This window comes from Labrenzia sp. THAF35 (assembly GCF_009363595.1).
Taxonomy (GTDB): Bacteria; Pseudomonadota; Alphaproteobacteria; order Rhizobiales; family Stappiaceae; genus Roseibium; species Roseibium algicola.
Map to the genome: position 1 here is coordinate 5,325,268 of NZ_CP045380.1, position 26,786 is coordinate 5,352,053.

Below are 26,786 nucleotides of genomic sequence, written 5' to 3' on the forward strand. Positions count from 1 at the left end.
AGTGCGGCTCGAAGCCGCTCGCAAGGATGACCATACGCATCCAATTTCCCGGTTCAATACAGAATACGGTTTGCACCTACCGCAGCGGCTGTTTTCAAAAACCGGTGTTGCGCGAATGTCACAAAATCAGATCGGAAATTTAGAAACTGTTAGGAAACTCGGCGAAATCGCCGGTTTGACCGGCACTTGACCGGGAGGCTAGAGGCCTCGCCCCATGCGGATTCTCGGAGAATCAAAATGGGGACGGCCCGGCAGATTGAAGCCTGCCGGGCCGCGTGACTGACTGGAGTTCAGAGGATCACAGCCAGAAATCTAATCAGATGATTAGAAGGTGCGCTGCATACGAACACCGAAGAGGAGTTCGTCAACGTCAGATGCGTTGTCCGGGTCGGTGTTGGCGTAACCAACGTCAGCACCCATTACGAAGCCAGAGACCGGCTCCCACTGTACGGAACCGTCGATTGCCCAACGGGACAGGTCGGTTGCGCCGTTCGGCTGATCGATGTCCATGTAGGAACCGTCGAGAGCAAGACCGATCGTGGAAGTTGCCTGGATGTAAGCACCAGCCGACAGGGAGTAGCCGGTGGAGGTGCCGCTGGTCGGGCCGTAATCGGAGACTGCTACGCCGCCAACGGTGCTGCCTGCGCCGATGTAGGACAGAGCGCCGTCTGCGTAGAAGCCCTGGAAGAAGATGTTGGAACCCGGGGAAGCCATCGGGATGTTGACAGCAACACCACCGCCGATTGCCCAACCGAGGGAATCGTCAGCACCGTTGTTGGTTGCGCCGGTCTGGTGTGCGTTTGCACGATCCGGGTAAACCTGGTGCAGAGCACCGGACAGCTGTGCAGAACCCCAGCCCTGGGAAACGCCGAGAGCAGCGACCAGGTCCGGTGCACGAGTGCCGCCGTAGGTGCCAACTTCACGATGCGAACGATCTTCCAGAGCGATCGTAGCGGAGAAGCCGTTGCCGAAAGCTGCAGTGTAAGCGATCTGGTTGACCGTCTGGTCGGACCAGTTACGGCTAACAACACCCATGAAGGTCTGACCGGTGAAGATGTCGAAGTTCGAGGTCAGAAGACCTGCGGTCAGGCCGCCCCACTGGATGTAGGCGTTATCGAGGCTGGCAGAGTTCGCACCGTTGGTGACGGTGGAGTACATGGAGACGTATGCACGCAGGGTACCGAATTCGGTTGCAGTGCGAGCGTCCAGGTACAGGTAGCCGCGAGACAGCCAGGAGTAGCCGTCGGAATCACGGTTGCCCCAAGCGCCGTTGTCCAGCGTGTTGTTGACGATTACCTGGGTACGAACACGGCCGCCAACGCGGAGGCAGGTTTCGGTGCCCGGGATGTAGTAGAAGCGTGCGCCGTAAGCGTCACAGACGCGAACGTAATCAACCGGCTCCGGAGCAACCGGAAGATCGGCTGCCTGTGCGGTGGTGGCAGCAGCAGCAGCTGCAGCGCCGAGCATCAAGCTCTTGAGTTTCATATCTGACCTCCAAAAGTCAATTTTCATTGGAACCGAACCTGACCCTCAAGGACCTGGCGGGCTCCATCCCCGCGATTTCGTACAAAAACAATTCAGTCGAAAAAGTCCGAACTATTTTTTCTGGCGATTACTCGCCGTCGCAGGGCTTAAGAACCAAACTCGAGTTGGCACAGCAAGTCCAAACTGCTGACTGGCAGCACTGTCAGGCAGCTGTGTGTTTTTTCTGCAACATGCTGTTTTGCAACCAGTTTTCCATTACCCAAGGGAACCATCAAACAAAAATTCGCGGAAAATCCCGGGAAAATCACTATTTCGCGATGAGACACCCCAACCCCACTCCTCCGAAACACAGCACAGAAAAACAAAGAACTTCTATCTAAAAAGATAATACTCAATCAAAAAATAGGTCATACTTCTAAAATAGAATATAAATGTCTTACTTATTTAAGATATTTTCTTAATTTATACTTTATTAACACCTGAAAACAAGCTCAATGGAGAATTTCAACACCCTTCCCTTAAGGAAAATACGACACCACTCAGACGAGTAGAGAAAATCCGCTAAAACCTCGCTAAGGTAGGTGTTTCTTGTCTTCCACATACTTTGTCGCGGGATTCGATGCTGAAAGATTCGCCCCACGGCGATGAAAACCGCATGTTTTTCGGAAGATTCGCACATTCCATGCGAACTCTCGCAAAACAAGCGGGTGCGCAGGCGGGGTGTGTCGATCCGCATCTTTGATGCAGACTGGTCGGCAGGCCTTTATGCGATGCCGACAATGAAAGGGTTCGATTTGGCGCGCTGTTGTGCGATTAGCGCAAGAGTACCGTTATTCCTGCACTGTTGCCGTTGGCATCGAGCACCGTCACATCCGCAAAACCAGGCGTGTCCGGCTGCCAGACAAGTTGCCTTTCCCGCTGCCCTGTGTGGAGGGGGCGTCCGTTGACAAGGAAGGAGAACGGCCCTGCACCGCCCTTGAATTTGACGACCAGAGGCTGCGCCGACTGTTCCAACGAACTGTCCCGTGCGAACCCAAGATCCAGCTCGGCTCCGTCCGGCGGATAGGATATCTGCAAGGTGTCACCCGTGCGAACCGTGCCGCGGTTTTGTGGCAAGCGGGCAAAGCGAAGCGGTTCGGGAACCTGTTGCCCGGCGACACTCATGGCTTCCGCCGGACCGTCCGGAAGCGGAACCCTGTCGGGTCCCAGTATCTGAAACGCCTCGAAGAGAATAGGTACGGCGACCGAAGCTCCCGTCGCCCCGGGCACTGGCGTGCCATCCGGGCGCCCCGACCAGATCGCCACCACATGACGACCGTCATAACCGACAGCCCAAGCGTCACGATAGCCGTAGGCTGTGCCCGTCTTGTAGGCGACGTGGTGTGTTTCTGCACTTTGCGGCTGCGGCAATCCGGAAAGAATATCGCCCACCATCCAGGAGGCCTTTTCCGAAAGGACACGGGCTGAAGACACCGGCGAGGTACCCTCTTCGCAGTCTTTGCGGCACACGGACAGGGCTACCGGTTCGCCACCACGAGCCATTGCGGCGTAGGCCTGGGTCAGGTCCCGCAAGGTCATGCCGAGACCGCCAAGGCTGATGGCAAGCCCCGGTGCGATGCCTTTCTCCATGACGGGATTGGCACCGGCACGTTTCAGTCGGGCAATCAGCCGTGCCGGCCCGACCGCTTCCAGCAACTTCACGGCTGGTGTATTGAGCGACAACTGAAGGGCTTCGCGCAGGGTGACCGTGCCCTGGTAGGACTGGTCGAAGTTCGTCGGCTGGTAGCCACCAATGTTGGTCGCCCGGTCTTCAATGAAACTTTCCGGCAGACCGACACCTTCTTCAAAGGCAAGACCATAGATGAACGGCTTCAGCGTTGATCCGGGCGAACGTGTGGCGCGGGTCATGTCGACATGCCCCTGACGGCGCGTGTCCAGAAGGTTTGGCGCGCCAACGCTGGCCAGAATTTCTCCGCTCTGGTGATCGGCGACCAGAATGGCCAGGGAAACTGGCGATGGCATCGTCTCGCTCTTCCGTCTCGCCAGGGACTCGATCGCACGCTGAAGCTCAAGGTCGATCGTCAACCGGTGGACAGGCAAGAGAGGCGCATCGGCACGCGCCTGCCGGCTTTCGTGCGGCGCCAGGATTGGCATTGCATAACGTATCGTCCGGACCGGTTCATTCGCAGCCGAAGCCGCATCCTCTTTGCCGAGGACACCAGCCACTGCTGCCCGGCGCAAGACACGGTTGCGGGCCTTGCGCGCCTGCTCTGGAAAACGGTCCGGCCGCCGCGCCTCCGGGCTTTGCGGCAATGCCACCAGCAGCGCAGCTTCCGCAGGCGTGAGACGCCCAGGTTCCTTGCCGAACCAGGTAAGGCTTGCCGCCCGAACCCCCTCCAAGTTGCCGCCAAACGGCGCCCTGAGAGCATAAAGCCGCAAGATATCTTCTTTCGAAAACTCCGCTTCCAGCTGAACGGCCCTGAGTAGCTGCTCGTATTTACGCTCAAGCGACTTCGTCGGCTGCTCTTCCAGCAACCGCGCAACCTGCATGGTCAGCGTCGAGCCGCCGGAAACTATGCGGCCGTTCCTGAGACTTTGCAGGGCAGAGCGAGCAAGCGCCAGCGCGTCAAACCCGCCGTGTTCGTAAAACCGCTTGTCTTCGAACGCCAGCAGCATCCGGAAATAAAGCGGATCTATTTCTGGTAGTTCCACCGGCAAGCGCCATTTGTCGTCCTGGCTGGTGAAAGCCCGTAGAAGGCGGTCATTCCGGTCCAGAACGACAACCGACAGAGGCAGGTCGCCGACACGGGGCGGCGCGGACAGCGACGCATAGTCGTGCCCGACCTTTGTAATCAGGCAGACAGACAGTGCGGCGGCACCAAGACCGGCGGCAGCGAACCACCGCCGGATCATGAGCCAATTCCGCCGCGCCAACGTTTTCATCGTACGGCCGCCTTACCGCGTCGGGCCGAGAACAACCAACCTGCCGGTTGCCGTAATGGCGCGACGGTCCGGACGGTACATATCCTCTACCGACGCCGGCGGGTGCGAATAGTCGCCCGGGGTTGCAGCCCTTGCAAGATAGGCAAAGGTCAGTTCCTTGCTGCTCCAACGGGTCTGGTCCACGGCCACTTCGAAACGGTCCCTGTAGAACGCCGAATGTTCCGGCTGATCAACCGTATCGAGGAACGACAGGCCACCGATATCGCCGGAACGCACAAGTCGCGGATTATCGATCACCAGGCCGGCAGGCAGGCGGTCAACGACCATCAACCGGCCTGGATGATCCGTCAGGGCCCGTACGGTGACGACAACCGCAAGCCGGGTGTTGACCGGAACGGCGGCCGGATCGATCGGATTTCCGTCAAGGTCGTAGACCGTGCGTTCAACCGCATAGTCCTTGCCACCTGCGGGCTCGGGCACCAGCGGCTGGCCGGCCACGGAGACAAGAAGCTCCGTTCCAGCGTCACCGTTGTTCTTCACCTCGACCGGGAAGTCGGCAACCTCGCGGCCAGCCAGCGACCAGGCGAGCCGTCCGGGCGTTACTTCACCACGAACGGAGATCCGGGCGTCTTGCGCGGATTCGTTGAGCGCATTCGCTGCCAGGAGCATCCAGGCCATATCCTGTGTCGACCGGTATGGCTTGTTGGCCTGGGCCGTTTTCAGGAAGTCGATGGCTTCCGTCTTCAGACTGTCTTCCATGGACGCCGAAACGACGTAGTCCGTCACGCCCGCGCTGTCGCGCAGGACGGAGCCGTAGTCGTCGCGATAATACTTCGGAGCCTCCTTCGGCAGAGCGGCAAGAGCCGCCCGGAAACCGGTGGCCGCCCGGTCACGCTCGCCATAAAGGGCAAGCCCGGCAGCAACCTGTGCCTTGGCAAGCGGTGTTGCGAAGTTCTGCAGCTTGGCATCCAGGTAATAGCGAAGATCGCCCATGAAGGCGCGGCCGTTGCGGGCCAGCACGTAGAGCGCATAGGCGATGTCTTCGCCGCCATCCTGGAAGTCGGAGGAATAGGCCAACCTGTTTTCCAGATTGTCCAGTGCCGAAGTGAACGCAAGATCAGGCACCAGATATCCCTTTTCGCGTGCACGGGTCAGGAAGTCGGTAACATAAGCATCCAACCAGGTATCACCGCCGCCGTAGCTGTTCCAGAGACCGAAATCGCCGGAAGAGGACTGGTTCGACAGGATCTTGGCAATGGCTTTGACCACCCGTTCCCGAATGGCGCTATCGCCGCCAAGCCCCGCAGCCTCGGCAACTTCGCTGAGATAAAGCAGCGGCAAGGCACGACTGGTCGTCTGCTCGGTGCAGCCATAAGGATAGCGGTCAAGTGCCGCCAGCAGGCCGGCGACATCGATGCTTGCAGCACCACCGGCAGACAAGGTGATGTCAACCGTATCCGCCCGCAGGCCGTCGAAGGTGTCCGCATCCAGCGAGAGGCTGTCTCCGGATGCCAGCGAGAAGCTGGACTGACGGACAACTTCAGGCTGGGTATCTTCAACCTCGAGGCTGAAACGCTTGACGAAAACTTCGCCCTGCGGCCCGGTCAGCGACGCCACGACTTCCGACTTCGTCAGCATGTCTTCTGCCGAAACCGAGAGCAGCACCAGGGCTTTCTTGCCGTTTTCCAGATCCAGCGTACGCGACTGATCCGTGCTGCCGCCTTCCAGCCGAAGGCCGTCAGTGACCGAGACTTCGAGCGCATAAGAGCCGGAAGGGCCATCGACGTTGTCGATTTCCAGGGAAATTCGCGACTGGTCTCCCGGTGCAAGGAAGGCGGGTGCGCTTGCCGTCATCACGACTGGTGAACGCACTTCCACTTCCTGGTCGGCATGACCGACGCCATCCTTTGTCCAGGCAACCGCCATCAGTTTGACGGCGCCGTTGAAGGCCGGGATATCGAAGGAGACGGTTGCTTCGCCAGTATCGCCCACGGTTACAAGTCCCGAGAACAGGGCAAGCGGTTCTTCATCCGGCGGAGGTGCATCGAGCCGCATGCCTGCGGCATCTCCTCCGGAACGGACGCGCCCGCGGGTTCCAGCCATCCGGTCGATCAACTGGCCGTAAAGATCACGGAAGTCGGTGCCGAGACGCCGCTGGCCGAAGTACCATTTCTCCGGATCCGGTGTCTTGAAGCCGGTCAGGTTCAAAATGCCGACGTCAACCGCGGCAATCGTCAGATACGCCTGGTCTCCTGCTTTCAGGTTCGCGAGTTTCACCGGAACGTCCAGTGTCGTCTCGGGCAGGATCCGGTCAGGCGCAGACAACTGCACGTCAAGCGCCCGGTCACCCGGGTCGACCTGCAGCCAGGACAGACCAACTGCCCGTGACGGCATTCGCTTCTGGTCCAGGTCCATCGGCCGGTAGAGGCTGGCCGTAATATAGGCCCCAGCCCCCCAATCGTCGCTGACAGGGATCTCGACCTCGGTTTCCTCGGCAGTCACTTCAACGGTCTTGCTGGCCAGCAATCCGCCGGAAACAACATTGACCACGGCAATCCCGGCCATTTGTGGCTTGAGGCGCAGCTTGGCGGTGTCGCCGGGCCGGTAGCTGGTCTTGTCGAGGCCAACGTCCAGATAATCAGGCGTATCTGAGGACGCATCGGCAGAATACCAGCCGGCATTGAAGGTGACGCGCGTCGAGGTCTGCAGCGTTCCGCTGCCTTCAACGTCGAGACGGTACTCACCCCATTCGACCGGAAGGGATAGCTGTGCCGGCTGTCCAGCAGTCACCTGCACGGTGCCGGTGGCAACACGGCGGGTGGTGGTGATCGGCTCATAGGACCAGTTGCCGTCATAGCGGTACCATTGATACCGACGATCGACCTTGGACAGGGTCCAGCCGATGTCCGCTCCGTCGACTTCCTTGCCGTCTTCATCGATGACGATTACGGAGAAATCGGCAGGACCGCCTTCATCGACACCGCCGTCGAAGGCGGGTTTCACGCCAATGCGTGGTCCGTCGATGGCAACAGGCAGGTCCATGTCCCGTTCAACGTAGCGGCCACCCGCCTCCACCAGGCGTGCGATCAGCTCGCCGGTATAAAGCATGGTCGTCTCGGGAAGTTCGGGCATGAAGACGTCGAAGGTTAGCTTGCCATCTTCATCGGTCTTCAGGCCCGACGACAGGGAGCCACGCTGTGTATAGGCATCCGCATCGGCAATGCCGAACTGATAGCCCGGGTGGGCTTCAAGCGTGCGGATCGGCCGCACGATGACATCACCTTCCAGCGTCTGGCCGCTGGCCGGCGAGCCGTAGAGATACTTGGCGTCCAGCGATACTGCTGTCGGTCCGGTACGGTTAAAGGCCTTTGCATCTGTTTCAAGTTCGAAATCGACTCGCTCGGGCTGATAATCTTCCACCAGGAAGGTCTGCTCGGTGAGAGCCCTGCCCTTCGGATCGGCAAAGACCTGCCAGGACCAGATACCCTGCTGAGCCGACGCCGCCAGCGTCACATCCTGAAGGTGGCCACCGAGCCCGCCGTCGTTCACGGTAAAGCGGGCGTGTTCGACCCCGTCGGGCCGATTGAAGATGAAGGTGAGCGGAAAGTCTTCCTGTGCGGTTGCACTTGCATTGCGCAGCAGAGCCTGCGCGTGAACGGTTTCGCCGGCCTTGTAGATACCGCGATCCGTCCACGCAAAAACGTCTAGCGGTCCCGGTGCTGCACGTCCTTCGACACCCCGGTCGGACAGATCGAACGCCGGTTTGCGCAGGTCGAGGAAGGAATAGTCGCCCTCGGACGTTTCAGCAACGAGGATACCGGGGGCCTGACCGCCTCTGCCGCGGGTAAGGCCGACGGCAAATTCCGCAAAGCCTTCCGCGTTGCTGACAGCTTCACCGAGAATGTCGTTGTTGACGGCCAACAGGCGTACGGTCACGCCCTCCAATGCCTCAGCGCTTGTGAGAGAGCGGATATTGGCGGCAATGCCGTTATCGCCTGAAAGGGCCGTCAGGCCCAGATCGGACACAAGGAACCATTGCGTTGCCAGCGTGCCCCAGCGGTTCTTCTGATCGAGCTTTGACCGCGCAGTCATGGCATAGACGCCCGGTTTCAGCTCGATGCCGGTTTCCGAAATCGGTATGGCGGTCGTGATGTCCTGGTTCAGGTCGTTACCGGTCTCGACAATTCCAGACCAGACCTTCTGACCCAGTTCGTCCTCGATCTGGTCTGCCCGCCAGCTGTCGAGCTGCCGCAGGAAGCGGTTGTCACGCAGAATATCGGCGATGGAGCGGTTGCCGATGCGGTAGATCGAGGTCTCGACTTCAGAGGTGTTCACGGAAACGATCGGAATGGTGGGGTCGCCACCAGCTGGAAGAACGTAGGAACGGCTCAAAAAGCTGACGGAGGGAGACCGGTCTTTCACATAGACAGTCAGGTCCGCGGTCTTTTCCAGCTTCTCGCCATCGGCTGCCGGCAAGCCGCTGCGTGCGGTGATCTGATAGCGGCCGCCATGCTTGAGACCATCCGCACAGATTTGGCTGCCTTCCGCCTCGATCGCGAAAGTACCCTCGCCGCTTACGCTGACATAAGGGCTCATGTCTTCGCCAAGCGGCAGTTTTTGCGAGAAGACCAGACAGATCCGTGGCGACGCGCTGTCGGAATCGACTTCGTGATCAACGATCCGGAAGCCGTGCTCGGCAACCAGATCCGCGTATTGCCGACGGACGCTGGAATTTTCCTCGACCGCCAACGATGCCCGCAAGGCCTTGATCGCAGTCTTGTATTCGCTGCTGCGGGTCATCGCACGGCCCACAAGTTCAAGCGCCAAGGCGCGCTCAGGTGCACTGACGGACCGCAGATAGGCATTGATCGAGGCTGATATCGCGTTCTTGCGCTTGGTTTCCCTGTCCTGCCAGTTGTCTGGATCCTGCAGCAGCAGGGCGGTGGTGAGCTGAGTCCAGGCATCAAATTCACCCGGTTCCAGCTTGATCAGCTGCAGGAAGTCGGCTTCTGCCAGTGCGCCGTTACGCTCGCCGAGTGCGTCCTGACCGTTCCGGCGCAGCTGATCCGCAGTCTGCCCGTTCGGGCGCACCGAATTTGCAATGCTGAGGGAATAGGTCTGTGCGCTTTCCAGCTGGGATTTGGGAATAAAAACCAGCTCTGCCTTTCGGTCTGCGCTCTGGTCGGCGCGTGGCGCCTTGACTTCAACGACCCGTCCGGCGATCGCACCGGCAAAACTCTGCAGTTCGCCATAGTCGGTCTTCAGAAAACACCAGCCCGCAGAGGTGTTAAAGGTGAAGGCGCGGCATTGATTGTCGCTGAGGCAGACGGATTTGCACCCGTCCAGATCCACGTCTTTCACGGTGCGATAGTCACCACCGAAGAAATCCGCATCATCGATGGTGACAATACGCCTGTCCTGCGCGCCTGCTGCGGTGGCCAAGACACCGGCGAAACCGGCGCTCGCTACAAGAAGCAGCGCGCTTTTGGCAACCTTCTTGAAACGATGCTTGAAATTGAGGGAAAGCTTTTGGGAAACAAACGAAAAAACGAACATGGCCAATCCTCCGGGGCCTATAATTTCCCCTATCAAGTCACTGGATCGTGACAAGGACAAGGCAAAATAGTTTTTAGAGTGAACTCTCCTGACATAAGGGCGTGGTCGCGCAAATGCAGACGAGATGGTCTGAGAGTTCAGCCAATCCTGCTGACCAGTTCCTCGATCAGCAGCGCAACTTCCTGGGCCGCCTTGCTGGATGGAGCGTCCTCGGTCACGGCGCGGCCTCTGCCCATTGCAGAGGCAAAGACGGTCCGGTTGCCCAGGCGGGCATTGAGCGCGTCATATCCCGAAGCGGCGATGGCGTCCGCCATCTCGCCTGTCAGGGACGCGCGGGGCGGCACGCGGTTGAGCACCAGAAGTGCGGGGGTATCTTCACGCGCAGCCATCTCGATCGTCTGCGAGGTTGCCCAGAGATCGACCGGCGTCGGCTGGATCGGAACGATCACGAAGTCAGCGGCGTCGATTGCCGGCTTGGCATCACTGTCGGTCTTGGGCGGTGTATCGATGACAACGTACCCATGGGACTTTGCGAGCGAACGCGCCTCACGCCTTGCGCCCCAGCCTGACGCGGTGCGGAATTCAAGACCGGTATTGTCTTCGCCAAAGTTGTCTTCGCGTGCCTCGAACCAGGTCCCCAAAGAGCCTTGCGGATCCACGTCGAGGATTGCCACCGGTTCGCCGGACTTTTTGGCAAGCGCAACGGCAAGATGGGCCGCAAGGGTTGTCTTCCCCGACCCGCCTTTTTGCTGTGCAACCGTCAGAATCCGCCCGGACATGCCTAAACCTCCAGAATTTCGCCAATATATTGCGCTGATGTTTTTCGCAACGCAACAAATCTATGTCTTATCCAAATGAATTTACGTTGCGTTTCCGGAATTATGGCTATGATCACCAGTGGTATTTTTTAAAAACTGCCGTCAAGGGAGGCGCACCTGAAGGAACTGCAAGAGCGAAGCTGGGCCTTGCGATGGCGCAATCCGGCGTTCTGCAAACGCCTTTTGTATGACGCGCTGAAACGGCAGCCGGAACCGGATCCCGGCAACCGTCCCCTTCAGTTCAATCTTGCATGGCTGGAGCGTTGGTCCGGTCATTTCGATGCGGCGGCAAAGCTTGCAGACAAAGCCTTCTCGATGATGGATCCCAGGCAGGATCCGGAAGGCTGGTCCGAGCTTCTGGTCATCAAGTCGGTTTGCGTCTACAGCCTGGGTGAACTCAGCCAGGCCGATGCCATTCTGGGAGAAAGCCTGGAGATCCTCGGGGCGGCAACTCACGGACGCGCCGGTATCGAGCCGCTGACCGTGCTCGCCAACATGTGCGCCTATTATCATGACTACGAAAAGGCTCAGTCCAAGCTTCAGGAAGCCATGGACATCGCCGATCGGCTGGGCCTTGTTTACGAGCGTTCGCACATCCTGCAAACCCTATCGCGCACTGAATTGCGGTGTGGCAGTCCCGAGGCAGCCGTCGAAGCGGCAAAGGCGTGCCTGGCAGATGCCCTGGAGCATCGCAACGCCGTGAACCTGCCTTACGCCTATGAAGTTCTGGGAGCGGCGCTGGTGGAAACCGGGGCATTGAAGGAGGCGCGCGCCTGCGCCGCCAAGGGCCTGGCAGCGGCACAGTTCAGCCAGGATCATCGGGTCGCCTGCCACCTTTACTACGTGCTCGGATTGAGCCTTTTCGAAGAGAAGCGCTATGACGAAGCGCGTGCCGAACTGGAAAACGGCCTGCTGAACGCTGCCGGTGCCGACTATCACCACTGGACGCGAAACTTCTACCTCAAGCTCTCCCAGACCCACGAAGCCCTGGAAGAACACCGCAGTGCACTCGACTATCTGAAGGCCTATGTGAAACTTCAGAAGAAGATGTTCACCGAGGAAACGGAACGCCAGAGCAACGATTTCCGGAACCGTCTGGAATTCCGGCTTGCACACAGCAAGGCCGATTACGAGAGGGAATTGCGCACCAGAACCGAAACCTTGAACACGGAATTGCAGGAGGCGAATACGAGCCTTCTTGAACTCAACGCCCAGATCGAATTCAACGCACTGCACGACGCGCTGACAGGTGTCGGCAATCGACGCATGATGTCGAAATTTTTCGAAACGACCCGGCTCAGCGTGGGCCCCGGCGTCAAAGTTGCCGCCATTCTGATCGATCTGGACCGGTTCAAGACCGTCAACGATCACCATGGCCATTCGGTCGGTGATCAGGTCATCAAGGCAGTGGCGGAACGGTTGTCGGATTTGCTGCAACAAGATGAGACGATCATCCGGATGGGCGGCGACGAATTCCTGATCCTGTCGACACGGCGCACTGACGCGGACAGTCTATCCGCCCTGGCAGACAGGATCGTTTACGACATCAACCTGCCGATCCCGATCAAAGGGGCGGTGGACAGGACAGTCGGCGCAAGTGTCGGGGTCTCGGTTCAGGCGAACGGCCCGGACCTCGAATATGAGCTTCTCAGGACCGCGGACGAGGCCATGTACCAAGCCAAGAAAACGGGCCGAAACAGAAGCTGCCTCCATTCCAGTGTGCCGTTTTCCATTCCCCAGAACGCTTCCTGATCGGCACCTGTCAAGCAGGGCTGACCTTATTTCAGCTGGTTGCCCGTGGGCTATTTCCCCCCCAGCACCGAGTACACATTCCAGGACGGACGTCCTGTTACCGGGAGGCCGTGGCGTGCCTCGGCCTTGCGGATGCCTTCACGTGTGGCCGGGCCGACCTTCCCGTCCGGTTCACCGACGTTGAAGCCGTTGCGGTTGAGAAGCTTCTGCAGCTCCACACGCTGAGCACGGGAAAGACCGGGGTTGTCCGTCGGCCAGGGTGTCTTGAACGGGTCGCCGCCTGATACGAGTTCCGACAAAAGGGCGATCGCCAGACCGTAGGAGGTTGATGCGTTGTAGGAGCGCAGAGCCTGGAAGTTGCGGGTCACCAGGAAGGACGGGCCACCCGCTCCTGCCGGCTGGATCAGCGCTGCATCCAGATTGCCGGAAAGACCGCCACCGTCGATTTTGCTGAAGCCTCTTTTGGCCCAGGTCGACAGGGACGAATAGTTCTTCAGACCAGACGGTCCACTGTAACTCTTCGGTGCCTTGACCTCGTATCCCCAGGGCCGGCTGTTGCTCCATCCGGCATTTTTCAGAAAGTTTGCCGTTGAAGCCAGGGCATCGGGGACGGAATTCACCAGGTCCTTGCGGCCGTCGCCGTCAAAGTCGACCGCGAGACTGTTGTAGGTGCTTGGCATGAACTGGGTTTGCCCGAAAGCCCCTGCCCAGGAGCCGACGAAGTCTTTGGCCGGTACATCCCCTCGCGAAGCAATCTGCATGGTCTTGATCAATTCGCCCTGGAAGTATTTCTGGCGCCGTTTGCCGGCGCAAACCAGATTGGCCAAAGCATGTGGGGTGTAGAAATCGCCGCGGAAGTTGCCGTAGTCACTCTCGATGCCCCAGACCGCCAGAACCACGTGCCGGTCGACACCGTACCGCTTTTCGATGGAGGTGAGTGTGCTGTTGTGTTTTTTCAGGTTTGCCTTGCCGTCCTGGATCCGCTGCGCGTCGACCAGAAAGGCCATGTAATCCCAGATTTCGGTCTTGTGCTCAGGCTGGGACGTCGAGAACCGGATGACTTTCTCGTCAAAGGTTGCACCTGACAGCATGCGCTCGGCAATGTCCGGCCGGACGCCTGCGGCAACAGCCTGTTTCTTCAGGGATGCAACACAGCTTTCGATCGCAAAGGCCGATCCTGCCATGGCCATCATGGACAGACCGGTTCCGAACGCAACATTCACAAGATGATTTCGCATGCCCTGGCGCACAGCCCCCTCCGCAGCTTCGAAGCAATTTCCGAACGCTGACACGCTAGCGCGACATAAATGCGGCAAAAAGGGGGTACCTGCAGTTATCAAGATAAACCCGGTGCCGTTACCGCGCCGGGTTTATCACTTTCAGGTCAGACGGACCTATTTGCCTTCAATCAGCTTCCGGCGCAGCCAACCTGAGGTCTGATCCATCAGGATCACGACAATGATTGTCAGGATGATGATGTAGCTGGTGTTTTCCCAATCGCGCGAGGTCTTCATGGTTTCGACCAGCAAGAGACCGATCCCCCCTGCCCCGAGAGCACCGATGACCGTGGCTGACCTGGTGTTCGATTCCAGGTAGTAGAGGACCTGGGACACGAAGACCGGCAGGATCTGCGGGATCACACCGTAGCGATACCGCTGGATCTGATTGGCGCCGGTCGCCCTCACGCCCTCGACCTGCTTGTTGTCGATGTTCTCCAGCGCTTCGGAAAACAGTTTGCCGAGCGAACCGGTATCGGTGAAGGCTATTGCCAGAGCTCCTGTCAGCGGCCCGAGACCGAAGGCGCGAATGAAGATCAGCGACCAGATCAGCATGTCGATGCCACGCAGGAAGTCGAAGAGGCGGCGTGTTCCGAACCGAAGCAGCTTCGACGGCGTGAAGTTGCGAGCTGCAAGAAACGCCAGCGGCAATCCGAAGAATGCGGCCGTGAGAGTGCCGAGAACGGCCATCATGATGGTTTCGAACAAGGCGGTAAGAACCTTGCCGTGCTGCCAGTCAGGGTTTTCCAGAAACTCGTTCACGATGAACCAGATGTTCGACGTTTCCGGATCCATTCGGTCCGAGCTCAAAGCCAACGCATAAAGCTGGCTGAAGGACATGCCGTAAAGTGGTGAGCGGAACGGAAACCAGAAGTTCTCCCAACCGCCGAAATAGTTGTGAACCTCGATCTTCGTCTTGGTGACCTGAAGGCGCCGATCAAGGGTCGGGCGCACATCGAGCTTGCGCGGGTCGATCTTGATCCAGTCCGGTGCCGGCCCTGCCGGCAGAACCGTTTCGACACCATCGGCAGTCGCGGTGCCCTCCACCACGCCATAGCCCGGGATGGTGAACAGGGCTGTCCTGCCATCGATCTCGACCTTGTAGCCATCGCCGAGGTCAACCACACCATTTTCGCCGCTGAGCTGCACCCAGTCAGGCACCTTGGCGTTGTCGTAGGTAGCGGTGCGCTCGCCTTCGATCGCAACTTCGAACTCGTTGTCCCGGAAGCTCTTTGTGACGTGAACTTTGTAGGCGACGCTATCCGTTGCCAGAATCACCGCCCGTTCCGGCTGGGCACGAGAGAGCAGTTCCGGCACCCCGAAGGCGAACCACGTGTAAACGAGGTAGGTGAAGATCGCGAGCGGCACGACGACAGTGAGCCATGCGCGCCGGCGGACCTGGTTCCAGACCAGAGCCTGGGTGACGGGTGTTTCGAGCGTATCGACGGTCATGAGATTTCCCCTCAATGCGCCCGGCCGGACCCGACCAGCTTGCCGCGCAGATAGGACGACAGTTGGTCGATGGCCATGATGGTTATGAACAGAAGGACGAAGATAGCGGCGGTTTCATCGCCTGCACCCTTGCCCCAGCCGATCGTGCGGCGAAGTTCCTGGCCGATGCCGCCAGCGCCAACGAAGCCGAGAATGGCAGAAGCACGCACATTGATTTCAAGGCGCAGCAGGAAATAGCTGAGATAGTTCGGCGCCACCTGGGGCAGCACCGCAAACCGGATGCGTTGCAGCCAGCTGGCCCCACAGGCCGACAGGCCCTCGATGGGCTTGCGGTCGATGTTCTCGTTCACTTCGGAAAAGAGTTTGCCGAGCGCACCTGCGGTATGAAACGCAACGGCGATCATGGCTGGTACGGGGCTGGAGCCGAGCACGAAGATCAGGAACAGCGCAATGATCAATTCGGGAAAGGCACGTGTGATGTCCATGATGCGGCGGACTACCGGGATCAACGGTCCCCAGCTGTCGACATTGCGTGTGGAGGCCATCGCCAGCACCACCGCCATCGCGCCGCCCAGAAGGGTCGCAACTGCGGCAATGTTCAAGGTTTCCAGCATGGCCGGAACGAACTGCAGCATCAGCGAGAAAAAGGCCGGGCCGGCTTCAAAGGCTTCAACGACGATCTCGCCCGGATAGTCGAAGAACTTGGAAAGACCCTGAATAAATCCGCCGGAATTCATCGAATTGGATTTCGAATAACCGGAGACCAGAACCGCTACGACCAGCAGCAACCCTATCAACGAATAGAGCTGGCGGCGTTTGCGCATGGACAGGATTTCCTGCTCGAGTGCGGCAACAGCCATTGTTTGGGACCTTTACTTGATGCTCACTTCATCCGAAGCGGGGTGGCTTAGCTGGATCAACCGTTCGAAACCTGGCGATCCTGGCCCTGTGGAGCCACTTCTGGCGGAAAGTCGATTCCGCTGGCCGATACTTGAGAAAACGCGGGCCGGAGACCGGCCCGCGCGGAGATCGGAACTTCCGATTACTCGCTCTTTGCCTTGCGGGCAGCGACGATGGATTCGTAAGCCGCATGGGTGATCGGTTCGAAGCCGCGTGCTTCACCGGCCATCACGCCGTAACCACATTCCTTGTCTTCCTTGACGAGGTTGGCCATCAGCTCGGTCATCTTTGCCTTGATGTCGTCCGGCAGCTTCTTGGACAGGACAACCGGGCCTTCCGGGATCACCGGCGAACGCCAGATTTCCTTGATCTCGGTCATGTCGACCAGACCCGCATCGGTTGCCTTGCGCAGAGCGCCGGAATTGTAGCCGTCTTCCCATTCGCCAAGACCGTCAGCCCAGGTCACGCCGCCTGCGATGTCGCCGTTGAATACGGCAACGATGGTCTGCTCGTGACCACCGGTGAAGACGACGTCGGAGAAATACTCACCCGGCTTCATGGAGTAGCCGAGTTTCGGGATTTCGATGGACGGGATCAGGTAACCGGACGTGGAGTTCGGGTCGCCGAAGCCGAAGGTCTTGCCCTTCATGTCTTCCAGGGAGTTGATCTCGCTGTCGACGCGGGCAAAACCGATGGAGTAGTAGCCGTAGCTGCCGTCGTTGTTGACCTTGACCAGAACCGGCTCAACGGCTTCCGGGTCGGTCAGGAAGACTTTTGCGTAGCCGGAAGCACCGAGCCAGGCCATGTCGAGGTTACCGCCGAGCAGGCCTTCGATAACGCCGTTGTAGTCTGCCGGAGCAAACAGCTTTGTCGGAACGCCGAGCAGTTCCTCGGTCTTTTCGCGCAGGCATTCGTTGGCACGCAGACGGTCGGAAGCATTTTCGCCGCCGAGCAGGCCGATACGGAATTCCGTGATTTCCGCTGCACCGGCAACAGAAGCGTTCAGAGCGATCATGCTGACGGCAGCAAGCGCAGCAACTTTAGCAACGAGTTTCATTTGGGACACTCCCCGAGAGTTCTCAATTTTGATGACGTTAAGCGGGTGCGCAGCCGGATCAGACCGCTGCTGCCGCCGGGGTCATCGCACCGGCGGATTCTCTGGAACCGGACTGGCCGGCATCGATGGCGGTGGATGTCGCCGCCTCGTTAAAGCTCTCATCGGCACCGTAGATTTCGCGTGCGACAGCCGTGGTCAGCGCTTGCGGCGCCCCGTCGAACACGAGGAAACCGTCGCGCATGCCAATCACCCGGTCGCAATAGGTCCGGGCAGTGTCGAGCGTATGCAGGTTGCAGATGACGATCTTGTTGTCGCGCTCGTGAATTTCACGAAGCGCATCCATGACGATCTTGGCATTCATCGGATCGAGCGAGGCAATCGGCTCGTCCGCCAGGATCATGTGCGGGTCCTGCATAAGAGCGCGGGCAATCGCGACACGCTGCTGCTGACCACCGGACAACTCCTCGGCCCGCTTGGTGGCTTCCTGGGCAATGCCCAGTCTGTCGAGCGCACCAAGCGCGGAATTGACGTCTTCCTGGCTGAAGATGTTGAAGAGGCTCTTCAAGGTGCCGTGACCGTTGAGGCGCCCCAACATGACGTTGGTGACAACATCCAGGCGCGGCACCAGGTTGAACTGCTGGAACACCATTGCGCAGTCGCGCTGCCAGCGGCGCATCATGCCGCCTTTCAGGCTGAGAATGTCCCGGCCATCGAACAGGATCTGTCCGGCGCTGGCGGGGGTCAGCCGGTTGATCATGCGCAGCAAGGTTGACTTGCCGGCACCGGACCGACCGATGATCCCGACCATCTGCGGTTTTTCGATATTAAAACTTACTTTGTTGACCGCGGTCCGAGACCCGAAGGTCTTGGTGACTTCCTGAAATTGAATCACGCGCCAGCCCTGTCCGTTGTGTTCGTCGTGCTGCGCGACAAGAGCCACCGGACCATTACAGAAAAATGACATTCCTTTGTCGGGGAGCCCAAAATTTTATGACAAATCAATGACATCCCTGCCTGAAGCATCGGCAGAACAACCATCTCCGTCGGGAATTCCGCAGCGCTCTCAGCGCTTTCCGAGCCCCCTCGGTGTCACACATGCCTGGCTGAAATTTACTCGGAAATCAGTGCTCAAATACAAGGCTTCTACCCGCCAAATGCCGTTTTCACCGCTGTGGATGCATGCAAAAAAAGTAACGGGAGTCACGTCAGTGTCATCAAAGCGTCACGACCGGTGCCAGCAACACGGCTACAAACCGTTTCCGCACTCCTTCCAACGCTATATGGAGCATCCATGTCCGCCCCGACCCAGAAGCCTTCCCTCACCGAAACCCCGAACATTCACCCGGAAGCCAGAGTGCTGAATTGTGATCTCGGCATCTGGACCGAGGTTGGCGCACGCACGGAAATGCGCGAAAGCAGCATGGGGGACTATTCCTATATCGTGCAGGAAGGCGATGTCGTCTGGTCGACCATCGGCAAGTTCTGTTCCATCGCCCGTCGCGTCCGCATCAATCCGGGAAACCACGCAACCTGGCGCGCCTCCCAGCACCACTTCACCTACCGCGCTGCTGCCTATGACCTTGGCGAAGACGACGCGGATTTCTTCCAGTGGCGCAAGGACGACTGGGTCACCATTGGCCATGATGTGTGGATCGGCCACAATGTCACGGTGCTTGCCGGCGTCTCGATCGGCACCGGAGCTATTGTTGCAGCCGGGGCAGTCGTTTCCAAGGATGTCGCCCCTTACACCGTTGTTGGCGGTGTGGCCGCCAGGGAAATCAAACGGCGCTTCACCGAACAGCAGGAACAGGCGCTGATCGATATCTCCTGGTGGGACTGGTCCCATGAAGAGCTGAAGCAACGGCTGCCCGATTTTCGCAAGTTGTCGATCGACGCGTTCATCGAGAAGTATCGCTGATCCCGCAGGTGGCGCGGACACCTGCTCAGGTGAGCCGTGCCTTCTTTTCCCGCTGCACAAAATTCCCGGGACGCGTTACACTTGCACCATGCAAACAGAAACCGCCGTTCTTGAAAGCAGTCTTGGACCGTCGCTGCGGCGCTGGCGCGTACTGAACCGGGTCAAGCAGGAAGCCCTAGCGCATGAACTCGGCGTCTCGCAGACGAGGATATCGCGCTGGGAGAGCGGCAAGTCGCAGCCGGACGACAGCGACAGGGCGAAGATCACCCGTCTGCTGAGGGCACGACCGGAGAGCGCCGCCGACAAGGCCCTGCTTGATCTTGTCTCCCGGTCCGCAGTTCCCGTGCATCTGGTCTGCGACCTCACACACAGGCTGCTGGCCATATCCGTACCGCGTGCCTGCGAATGGCGCGCACCGGTGAGCGAGTTTCTGAACCGGCCCCTGTGGCGTTTTGCGTCCGAAGGCATCCGGGCAACGGAGCACAGACTGACCGACTATGGCTGGTTCGAGCCGGATGCTCCGGACATTGTCTACCGAACGGAACACGTCGATTTCCCGGAAATGACCATCCCGGAGAGTATCATCCGGATTTCGCGCCTGCCGCTGTCAGACGGACGGTTTGCGCGGCTGGTCCGTGAAGAACAGGATGCCGCATAAATTATGCGGTAACTCGTCTGGCGCGGTGGCCCGCAATAATCTGGCCGCCATGACAAAGACGCCCCCTTCCCTCGATCTTCCTGAAATTTCCCACACCAGACTGACGGGCCTGCTGGACTTCCTTCAGGCTGCAGAGCAGCTGAAAGACACGCTTCGCTCGGGAACGACAACCGGCGGCAGGCCGGAGAGCACTGCCGAACATAGCTGGCGACTGGCCTTGATGGTTCTGTTGTTCGAACCAGAGCTGAAAGAAGTCGACTTGCTCAAACTCCTGAAGCTGACGCTTGTGCATGACCTGGGCGAAGCCATCTCCGGAGATGTCCCCGCTCCACTCCAGACGCCGGGTGACGACCGGCAGGAACGCGAGAGGCGGGACTTCCTGACCTTGTGTGAACCGCTGCCGGGTGACGTGGCTGGGGAGCTAACCTCCCTCTGGGATGAGTATGCAGCGGCACGAACCGTCGAAGCCCGACTTGCCAAGGCGTTCGACAAGCTGGAGACCATGCTTCAGCACGTTCTGATGCCAAGGCAAGCGCCTTCATTTTATGAGTTCAACCTGGGTTACGGCCGTGATCGCACCGATTGCAGTGCCCTCACGCGCCAGTTGCGGGACGAAGTCGACAAGCTGACCCGCACCATGATGACGGGCGCCGGACGGGAAATCGCCTGATTGCACCAGAGACTTTGCCGCTCAAGGGTGCCTGGTGGCTTGCCGGGCGGTCAGCAAAAAAGGTCATGAAGGTTCTTATTTTTCGTGTTTGGGTTTACCCTTCTGGTTGTGCCGTCCAGTCACTGCCGGAGGAACCAGCATGTACACCATTCTGCCCCGCAGCCAGGGTGCCGTTCTCGGTGTCGAGATTTCCGGAAAAATCGATATTGATCAGGAAAAGAACCTGATCGCCAAGGCCGAGGAGATGATTGAAGACCAGGGCAAGATCAACGTTCTGGTCGTTCTTGGCGATCATGTCGGCGTTTCCTTCGAGGCCGCCAAGGCGGACATCCGGTGGGTGCTTGCCAACATGCAGCATCTCAACAAGATCGCCATCGTGACGGACAGCAAGCTGCTTGCCGCCCTCGTTGCGATCGACGCCACGTTTGCACGGATGGTCGGAATTCAGGAAAAGCACTTCGACCGGGATGAAATCGATATCGCCTGGCACTGGATCGAAACGCCAGTCTGAGGTCAAGCCGTTGGCGATTTCTGCCACTGAGGCTGCCGTCCAGCCTCATCTGGCAATTCAGTTCTGGCAGGTCAGTCCTGGCAGGTCAGTCCGGAAAATCAGGCGTCGGCGAGCTGTTCATCACTCAGGAAGGCAACCTGGTTCACCTTGCCGTCCCTGACCTCGATCATCTGGCCCTGAGGCACTTCCATCCAGCATCCGCGGGCTTCATCCAGCGGTTCGGACACCACCATCACACCGTCGTCATACACCCGGTAATAGAGCGTCGGTGCCAGGTTGTCAGAAGCATAGCGGGCGGCATAGAGCGTTTCACCATCCGACCAGCCGGCAGCAAAACGCATGTGCGGCGTCGTTCCGGCGTATTTGGACAGGGCTTCTGCTTCGAACACAGCTCTCGCCATCGCCGCGCGCGGGTGCAGATTGAGTCCATAGGCGAGCGCGACCAGAAACAGACTTTCGCTGTCGGTGCCGCCAATGCGGTCGCGGTAAAGGTCGTCCGGGATCATGTTGTCGAGGCGACGCTTCACCTTGTCGTAGCCGCCGACCTGACCGTTATGCATGAAGGTCCAGCGCTGGAACGTGAAAGGATGGCAGTTGTCCCGCGTGGTCGCCGTTCCGGTTGAGGCGCGCACATGTGCCAGGAAGTGGCGAGACCGGATGTGCTTGGAGATCTGCAACAGGTTTGGATCCGACCAGGCGGGCCGGACGTCCTTGTAGACACAAGGGGTGTCCCGGTCGCCGTACCAGGCAACGCCGAACCCGTCGGCATTGACCGATGTCTTGCAGGACAGCGCGTTGCGGCTCTGGTCGATCAGCGAATGCGCCGGATCGCAAATGACTTCTTCCAGGTATTTGGGAGCTCCGCTCCAGGCAGCCCAGCGGCACATGTCGACTTGGTGTCCTTCAAGCAGCGTCTTGCATGGCCTTGAACCGGGCCGTGGTTTCATCGCACGCGTAGTAATCCGCGGCCGGATAAGGATGCAGCGCCAGATCTTCGACGGCGGCAATGATCCTGTCCGCCTTGTCTACTGTCATGAGCACTGAAAAATTGAGCCGTGTCCAGCCGGGTTTCTTCAGTTCTTCACCGGAAAGAATACCGGCCCTCAACGCTTCGGACTGTTCCGGACCGATATCCAGCAACCGATGGGCATAGGGCCCGGCACAGGCGCAGCCACCACGGGCCTGGATGCCATAGATGTCCGACAGCATGCGGGTGACGAGCTGCTGGTGCACATAGCCTCCGCGTTCCAGATCCTTCACACGGAACGAGAACACGGGTAGCACGTGACGGGCCTTGTCGTTTCCGAGGATCTCGATCGCGGGATTGTCACGCCAGACCGCCAGCGCCTTGGCGCGCCAGGCGGCGTTCCGCTCGTCCATGAGCCGCTGCCCAATGGCTTCCTTGACCAGAAAGGCGAGCGCCGCCCGGATATCGCCGATCACGTTCGGCGTACCGGCTTCCTCGCGGGCTGAAAGATTGTCTGAATAATCATGAGCCCAGGGCGAGACGAAGCGTACCGTCCCTCCGCCCGGAAAGACCGGTGTCGCCTTGCTGACAGCTTCCTTGCGCACGATCATGACGCCTGACGCGGCTGGCCCACCGATGAACTTGTGCGGCGAGACAACAACCGCATCTTTCTGGGCATCCGTGCCTGCTTTCATATCTACCGGGAGGTAAGGGCCAGAACCCGCGCAATCCCAAACGCTGAGTGCGCCGTAACGCTTCAGAACGCGTGTGACCGCCACGTCGTCGGTAACGATGCCGGTTACGTTGGACATCAGCGAGAATGCTCCAACAATCAGCCGGCCGGCCCCCGCCTTGCGCAAGACAACCTCCAGCTCCGCAACATCAGGACCACCAGTTTCCGCTTCGTCTATCTCGATCACCTCCGCTCCGCTCTCGCGCCAGGGCAGAATGTCTGAGTGATGTTCATAGGGACCGATCACAACAAGTGGCTGTTCGCCCCGCTCTGCGGCGGCCGAAACACCAAGAAGATGTACAAGCCGGTTAAGGCCTGCGGTTGCCCCCGAGCCGCAAAAGACCGTCGCGTAGCCCTGGTCAGCCCCGCAAATGCGGGCGATTTCAGATCGCGCGGCCTCGCGCATTCGCGTCATTGCGCTGCCGCAGTAGGAAGCCTCGGTGTGGCTGTTCGCGTAGACCGGCAGGATTTCTTCCAGAACGAAATCCTCGACCTGGCGCAGAGCCCGCCCGGAGGCGACGTAGTCGGCGTAAATCAGCTCGCGCTCGCCAAACGGACCTGAAATGGTTGCCCCCTCGCCGATCAGTCCCGCGCGCAGGCGGGAAATCAGGTCCGGAGATTTCAGTTCCTCGATGAAATGATCGAGTGCCGTGCCTGTTTTTTGGGTCATCTTGTGCTCCGAAACGTCTTTTTCGGATCATACGACCCCTTTCACGGGGATATCTTCACCTCATTCGATTGTTTTACGCGCCAGATCGTGTCAATTGATCGAACATGGAGAAAAATTTCGATCATATTGATCGCGCGCTGCTGCGTGCCCTGCAACGCGACGCACGTCTTTCGCAAAGAGACCTTGCCGACAAGGTCGGTCTTTCCCAGAACGCCTGCTGGCGCCGGTTGAAAACGCTGTACGATAGTGGATTGATTGAAGGACATACGATCCGGCTGGACCCGGCGCAGCTCGGGTTGAATCTCACGGTCTTCGTGATGATCCGGACCCGGCACCATTCCAAGGAGTGGCTGGAAAGGTTCAGGGGCGAAGTGGTGGCCATTCCGAACGTGATCGATTTCTACCGGATTGCCGGAGACTACGACTACATGCTGAAAGTGGTGGCCGAAGACATGAATGCCTTCGACCGCGTCTATCAGCGCCTGATCGAGAAAGTCGATCTGGATACGGTCACGTCGTACATGACAATGGAATCGATCGCGGATGCCCGCGACCTTCCAATCTAGGTATTCTCAGCGGCGGCGTCCGCCGCCTCCCCTGCGCGCACCGCCACCGCCGCCATGACGTTGCGGGCGTGCCTGCGGACGTGAGCGCTGAACGTTGCGCTGCCGATTGACCTGCCGGTTGCCTGCCGTTCTCGCCCGGTTGTCCCTGCTCAGGTGTGCAGGCGCTTGGGGCCGTGCCGCCGGACGTGTGGCAGGGCGGGTCGCCGGTCGCTGCACATTCGGCTTCTGGATATTCGGTCGTTGCACATTCGGGCGCTGAACGTTGGGACGCTGCGCCGGGCGTTGGACGTTGGGGCGCTCCACATTCGGCTTTTGAACATTCGGGCGTTGGACGTTGGGACGCTCGATGTTCGGGCGCTGGCCTGCAGGCAGGTTGGTCGGGCGCTGAACGTTCGGCCGGTTCTGGATCTTGTCGCCAAGGGGGCGGTTGGCAAGGGCTGCCCCTGCGCCGGCGCCGATCGCTCCCCCGGCCAGTCCGGCACCAATGTCACCCATGCGGTCCTGGATTGCCTCGCGGGAGGGCGCAGCGACTTCGCCCCAACGACCACCCTCGAATTTCTGCCATTTCTCGCCATCGCGGCGATAGACGCTACCATCCCGACCGGCAAAGACGTCACCACGGCGATCAAGGTTCGCAACACGGCCCAGATTGCCGTCCTGCTTCCAGCGCTGCACGGCGCCAGCCTGGATATCGCGCGTGCGTGACCATTCCGGCCCGCTTACGACCTTGCCGCCCCAGGAGCCGTAAATGCCCCGGGCTCCGCCAACCACGACACGATTGCCGGTCCGCGGATTATAGGCGCTGATGAAGCCTGCACTGCCGAGCGGGCCGCTGATGGCGGCACCGCGAATGTAGCCGCCCGTACGCGGATTATAGATGCCGCCGCCGGCGATGCCGCGCAGCGGACCGTAGGCATAGCCATAGCGTCCGAAAGTGCCACGGACCGGATTGTAGAAGGCACCGATCCCGTAGCTCACCGGACGCGGGAAGTAGATCGGGCGCAGCCCCGGACGGTACCAGGGCCGATAATAATAGCCTGTGCCGTAAACGAAGACGCCCCAGGACAGAAACCCAGCCAGATAGCCCATCGTGTAGCCGTACCAGACCGCTCCCGGTTCGCTGTCGTAGATGCGCACATAGGTGGTGTTGTAGACCGGGGAAGACGGCGGAATGGTGTAGATCTCGTCAGGAACCGCCGTGGCAACCGTAAATGGTCCTTCCGGGCTGTCTCCGACAAACCAGACACCGTCCTGCAGCACGTAGTATTTCGCACCTACCTGGATCACCTGGTCGCTGGTATTGACCGCGTAGGACATCGACGTGCCGTCGATCTTCTCGAATTCCGGATCACCGGCATAGGAGACATCCGCACTGACGGAACCGACCTCCACACGAGCCGTTGTCGGAATGCTGGCTTTCAGCCGTGCCTGCGAGGCTTCAGAAGTGCCTGGAATGGACGAACGGACCGAATAGTAAGGCGCGTCTTCCGGCAGGTTCTGAAAATCGGAGGGCATGTCCGGAGTGGTGAAAGTCCACGGCCCATCAAGCGAGGTGGACTTGAACCAGCGGCCGGATACCAGAATGTACCAGGTGGACGTGGATTTCAGGAAGAACACGTCGCTTTCGGTGTTTGACGCCCATTCCAGATCGGTGCCATCCACCGGTTCCAGAGCCGGTTCGCCGTCAAAGACGATCATTTCGGCCGGCGTGTCTGAATAGATCACCTTCGGCGGAGTATTGTCCGCGAACGGTTCCCCCGGAATCGCTTCCCGGGTTTCCTTCCAGTTATCGTCATCCGGAAGAGACCCGATCAGATCCGGCAGCTTGTCGACCGCTTCCCACCCTGCCGAGACGTCCTTGGTTTTCATCCAGGATTTTTCATCGCGCAGATAGAGTTCGCCGCTCTCGTCGATTTTCAGAATGTCCCAGTTGCTGTTGACCACGAAGCTGAGCCCCTGATCACCCTTGACTGGCGCAAAGATCGGCGTGCCTTCGGTCTGCACGAGAATGGACGGCTCGGTCGAGACATAGATAGGCGGTGCTTCCGAACTCAGGCCCTGGACATCCTCCATGCGCTGGTATTCGGCAAGGCCTGCGGTGATCCGATCCTCTTTCACGGTGATCGTACCGGTCGGCATGATCTTGCCGACCTGAAGCGACAGGTCAGTGAGGGATTCCCGGTCCAAGGCCGAAAAGTTCAGTTCCGTTACCTGGATCTGGTTGATGTCAACTTCGCTCTTGTCGGTGTCGGCCACGGTCGCGCCGCTGACACCGATCACACCAAAGACAGGCTTGGCATCCTTGTCCTTGATGTATTCCGCTGCCACCATCGCCTTCAGGGTCTTGAAGTTGTCCCACTCGGTGAATTGCGGCTGGTAGAGCACCAGCGTCGCCCCGGCGTCGGTCTGGAAAGACCGCGGCCAGCCGGTCGTCTGTTCCGGCTCGCTAAGCTGAAGATACTGTCCGCTGACAAACCCGTTCTGGCCGTTGTAGCTGATAGAACACCAGGCCCCGCTGTCATCGCAGTTCTCCATTTCGACCTGCGTACCGGACGGCACCGTTCCCAGTGAGCCGAAGTTCGTTCCCGGGCCTTGTCGGAAATTCACGTTGGCGGTCGTCAGGGCCGGCGCGGCAAGCACGCCGTTTACGAAAACCGTTTGCAAAATCAAAGTGGAAGACAAAAGAACGGAAAGAGACTTACGCATTGGGACCTCCCGGGGGCCGGTTCAACCAACCCTGTCGATGTCGGTGCATGTGTCTGTGCACGTGACGGGAACCTGTGCGTTCCCGAGGCAAGCTAAATTTCGTCGTCACGCCTATTCCCTGTGAGGGGCGTCACGGGTAAATCTTAC

Annotated in this window: 18 protein-coding genes; 6 read left to right on the top strand and 12 right to left on the bottom strand. The window is 59.4% G+C overall.

Annotation, left to right across the window (positions count from 1 at the left end; all coding sequences use genetic code 11):
- Window positions 1–324: 324 nt before the first annotated feature.
- The 4 genes from FIU93_RS24540 to parA all read right to left on the bottom strand — a co-directional run bounded on the left by FIU93_RS24540 (window position 325) and on the right by parA (window position 10,763).
- Complete coding sequence (locus tag FIU93_RS24540; protein ID WP_077290282.1) at window positions 325–1,485, bottom strand: porin; 1,161 nt, start codon at window positions 1,483–1,485, stop codon at window positions 325–327.
- An 813-nt stretch (window positions 1,486–2,298) separates the two neighbouring features.
- A complete protein-coding gene (pbpC, locus tag FIU93_RS24545) occupies window positions 2,299–4,398 on the bottom strand; it encodes a penicillin-binding protein 1C (protein ID WP_209010223.1) in 2,100 nt (699 codons plus the stop codon).
- A gap of 42 nt (window positions 4,399–4,440) precedes the next feature.
- The gene (locus FIU93_RS24550) at window positions 4,441–9,984 is read right to left on the bottom strand and encodes an alpha-2-macroglobulin family protein (protein WP_152507035.1); all 5,544 of its coding nucleotides are present in this window, start codon (window positions 9,982–9,984) and stop codon (window positions 4,441–4,443) included.
- 137 nt (window positions 9,985–10,121) lie between these two features.
- Window positions 10,122–10,763 (bottom strand): ParA family partition ATPase, encoded by a 642-nt coding sequence (parA, locus tag FIU93_RS24555; protein ID WP_023000188.1) that lies wholly within the window; start codon window positions 10,761–10,763, stop codon window positions 10,122–10,124.
- Window positions 10,764–10,949: 186 nt separating this feature from the next.
- Between parA and FIU93_RS24560 the strand changes: the two genes are divergently transcribed.
- The gene (locus FIU93_RS24560) at window positions 10,950–12,554 is read left to right on the top strand and encodes a tetratricopeptide repeat-containing diguanylate cyclase (protein WP_152507036.1); all 1,605 of its coding nucleotides are present in this window, start codon (window positions 10,950–10,952) and stop codon (window positions 12,552–12,554) included.
- Window positions 12,555–12,604: 50 nt separating this feature from the next.
- Here the strand turns inward: FIU93_RS24560 and FIU93_RS24565 are convergent, their stop codons facing one another.
- From FIU93_RS24565 to phnC, 5 genes are all read right to left on the bottom strand, one after another.
- Entirely contained in the window at window positions 12,605–13,792 is a 1,188-nt protein-coding gene (locus FIU93_RS24565; protein WP_152507037.1) for a lytic murein transglycosylase, read from the bottom strand.
- 156 nt (window positions 13,793–13,948) lie between these two features.
- Window positions 13,949–15,283 (bottom strand): phosphonate ABC transporter, permease protein PhnE, encoded by a 1,335-nt coding sequence (gene phnE, locus FIU93_RS24570; RefSeq protein WP_152507038.1) that lies wholly within the window; start codon window positions 15,281–15,283, stop codon window positions 13,949–13,951.
- A gap of 11 nt (window positions 15,284–15,294) precedes the next feature.
- Window positions 15,295–16,143 carry a phosphonate ABC transporter, permease protein PhnE gene (phnE, locus tag FIU93_RS24575; RefSeq protein WP_023000192.1) on the bottom strand — a complete coding sequence of 283 codons (849 nt, stop codon included), beginning with the start codon at window positions 16,141–16,143 and terminating at the stop codon, window positions 15,295–15,297.
- Window positions 16,144–16,325: 182 nt separating this feature from the next.
- On the bottom strand, window positions 16,326–17,240 hold the full coding sequence (gene phnD, locus FIU93_RS24580) for a phosphonate ABC transporter substrate-binding protein (RefSeq protein WP_023000193.1): 915 nt from the start codon (window positions 17,238–17,240) through the stop codon (window positions 16,326–16,328).
- A gap of 58 nt (window positions 17,241–17,298) precedes the next feature.
- Window positions 17,299–18,132 (bottom strand): phosphonate ABC transporter ATP-binding protein, encoded by an 834-nt coding sequence (phnC, locus tag FIU93_RS24585; protein WP_152507698.1) that lies wholly within the window; start codon window positions 18,130–18,132, stop codon window positions 17,299–17,301.
- Between the two features lie 399 nt (window positions 18,133–18,531).
- On the opposite strand from phnC, the gene FIU93_RS24590 reads away from it, so the two are divergent.
- The 4 genes from FIU93_RS24590 to FIU93_RS24605 all read left to right on the top strand — a co-directional run bounded on the left by FIU93_RS24590 (window position 18,532) and on the right by FIU93_RS24605 (window position 20,997).
- On the top strand, window positions 18,532–19,158 hold the full coding sequence (locus tag FIU93_RS24590; RefSeq protein WP_152507039.1) for a DapH/DapD/GlmU-related protein: 627 nt from the start codon (window positions 18,532–18,534) through the stop codon (window positions 19,156–19,158).
- A gap of 88 nt (window positions 19,159–19,246) precedes the next feature.
- Window positions 19,247–19,816, top strand: a complete 570-nt coding sequence (locus tag FIU93_RS24595) for a helix-turn-helix transcriptional regulator (protein WP_152507040.1) — start codon at window positions 19,247–19,249, stop codon at window positions 19,814–19,816.
- Window positions 19,806–20,486 carry an HD domain-containing protein gene (locus tag FIU93_RS24600; RefSeq protein ID WP_353621961.1) on the top strand — a complete coding sequence of 227 codons (681 nt, stop codon included), beginning with the start codon at window positions 19,806–19,808 and terminating at the stop codon, window positions 20,484–20,486. The genes FIU93_RS24595 and FIU93_RS24600 overlap by 11 nt, the downstream gene beginning before the upstream one ends.
- 139 nt (window positions 20,487–20,625) lie before the next feature.
- Entirely contained in the window at window positions 20,626–20,997 is a 372-nt protein-coding gene (locus FIU93_RS24605; RefSeq protein WP_152507041.1) for an STAS/SEC14 domain-containing protein, read from the top strand.
- Between the two features lie 98 nt (window positions 20,998–21,095).
- Here FIU93_RS24605 and FIU93_RS24610 read toward each other — a convergent pair whose 3' ends face one another.
- Both FIU93_RS24610 and FIU93_RS24615 read right to left on the bottom strand, forming a co-directional pair.
- Complete coding sequence (locus tag FIU93_RS24610) at window positions 21,096–21,884, bottom strand: class II glutamine amidotransferase (protein ID WP_023000199.1); 789 nt, start codon at window positions 21,882–21,884, stop codon at window positions 21,096–21,098.
- A 16-nt stretch (window positions 21,885–21,900) separates the two neighbouring features.
- Window positions 21,901–23,367, bottom strand: coding sequence for an aminotransferase class V-fold PLP-dependent enzyme (locus FIU93_RS24615; protein WP_152507042.1), 1,467 nt, complete (start codon window positions 23,365–23,367; stop codon window positions 21,901–21,903).
- A gap of 104 nt (window positions 23,368–23,471) precedes the next feature.
- Between FIU93_RS24615 and FIU93_RS24620 the strand changes: the two genes are divergently transcribed.
- Window positions 23,472–23,933, top strand: a complete 462-nt coding sequence (locus FIU93_RS24620) for an Lrp/AsnC family transcriptional regulator (RefSeq protein WP_152507043.1) — start codon at window positions 23,472–23,474, stop codon at window positions 23,931–23,933.
- A gap of 6 nt (window positions 23,934–23,939) precedes the next feature.
- Here the strand turns inward: FIU93_RS24620 and FIU93_RS24625 are convergent, their stop codons facing one another.
- A complete protein-coding gene (locus FIU93_RS24625; RefSeq protein ID WP_152507044.1) occupies window positions 23,940–26,639 on the bottom strand; it encodes an SH3 domain-containing protein in 2,700 nt (899 codons plus the stop codon).
- Window positions 26,640–26,786: the final 147 nt, after the last annotated feature.

Bases quoted from the DNA above. Each gene is read 5' to 3' on its own strand.
- parA (WP_023000188.1), bottom strand. From the start codon at position 10,763: ATGTCCGGGCGGATTCTGACGGTTGCACAGCAAAAAGGCGGGTCGGGG.
- FIU93_RS24595 (WP_152507040.1), top strand. From the start codon at position 19,247: ATGCAAACAGAAACCGCCGTTCTTGAAAGCAGTCTTGGACCGTCGCTG.
- FIU93_RS24610 (WP_023000199.1), bottom strand. From the start codon at position 21,884: ATGTGCCGCTGGGCTGCCTGGAGCGGAGCTCCCAAATACCTGGAAGAA.
- FIU93_RS24620 (WP_152507043.1), top strand. From the start codon at position 23,472: ATGGAGAAAAATTTCGATCATATTGATCGCGCGCTGCTGCGTGCCCTG.
- FIU93_RS24605 (WP_152507041.1), top strand. From the start codon at position 20,626: ATGTACACCATTCTGCCCCGCAGCCAGGGTGCCGTTCTCGGTGTCGAG.
- FIU93_RS24590 (WP_152507039.1), top strand. From the start codon at position 18,532: ATGTCCGCCCCGACCCAGAAGCCTTCCCTCACCGAAACCCCGAACATT.
- FIU93_RS24565 (WP_152507037.1), bottom strand. From the start codon at position 13,792: ATGCGAAATCATCTTGTGAATGTTGCGTTCGGAACCGGTCTGTCCATG.
- FIU93_RS24540 (WP_077290282.1), bottom strand. From the start codon at position 1,485: ATGAAACTCAAGAGCTTGATGCTCGGCGCTGCAGCTGCTGCTGCTGCC.
- FIU93_RS24625 (WP_152507044.1), bottom strand. From the start codon at position 26,639: ATGCGTAAGTCTCTTTCCGTTCTTTTGTCTTCCACTTTGATTTTGCAA.
- phnD (WP_023000193.1), bottom strand. From the start codon at position 17,240: ATGAAACTCGTTGCTAAAGTTGCTGCGCTTGCTGCCGTCAGCATGATC.
- FIU93_RS24615 (WP_152507042.1), bottom strand. From the start codon at position 23,367: ATGACCCAAAAAACAGGCACGGCACTCGATCATTTCATCGAGGAACTG.
- pbpC (WP_209010223.1), bottom strand. From the start codon at position 4,398: ATGATCCGGCGGTGGTTCGCTGCCGCCGGTCTTGGTGCCGCCGCACTG.
- FIU93_RS24600 (WP_353621961.1), top strand. From the start codon at position 19,806: ATGCCGCATAAATTATGCGGTAACTCGTCTGGCGCGGTGGCCCGCAAT.
- phnE (WP_152507038.1), bottom strand. From the start codon at position 15,283: ATGACCGTCGATACGCTCGAAACACCCGTCACCCAGGCTCTGGTCTGG.
- FIU93_RS24550 (WP_152507035.1), bottom strand. From the start codon at position 9,984: ATGTTCGTTTTTTCGTTTGTTTCCCAAAAGCTTTCCCTCAATTTCAAG.
- phnE (WP_023000192.1), bottom strand. From the start codon at position 16,143: ATGGCTGTTGCCGCACTCGAGCAGGAAATCCTGTCCATGCGCAAACGC.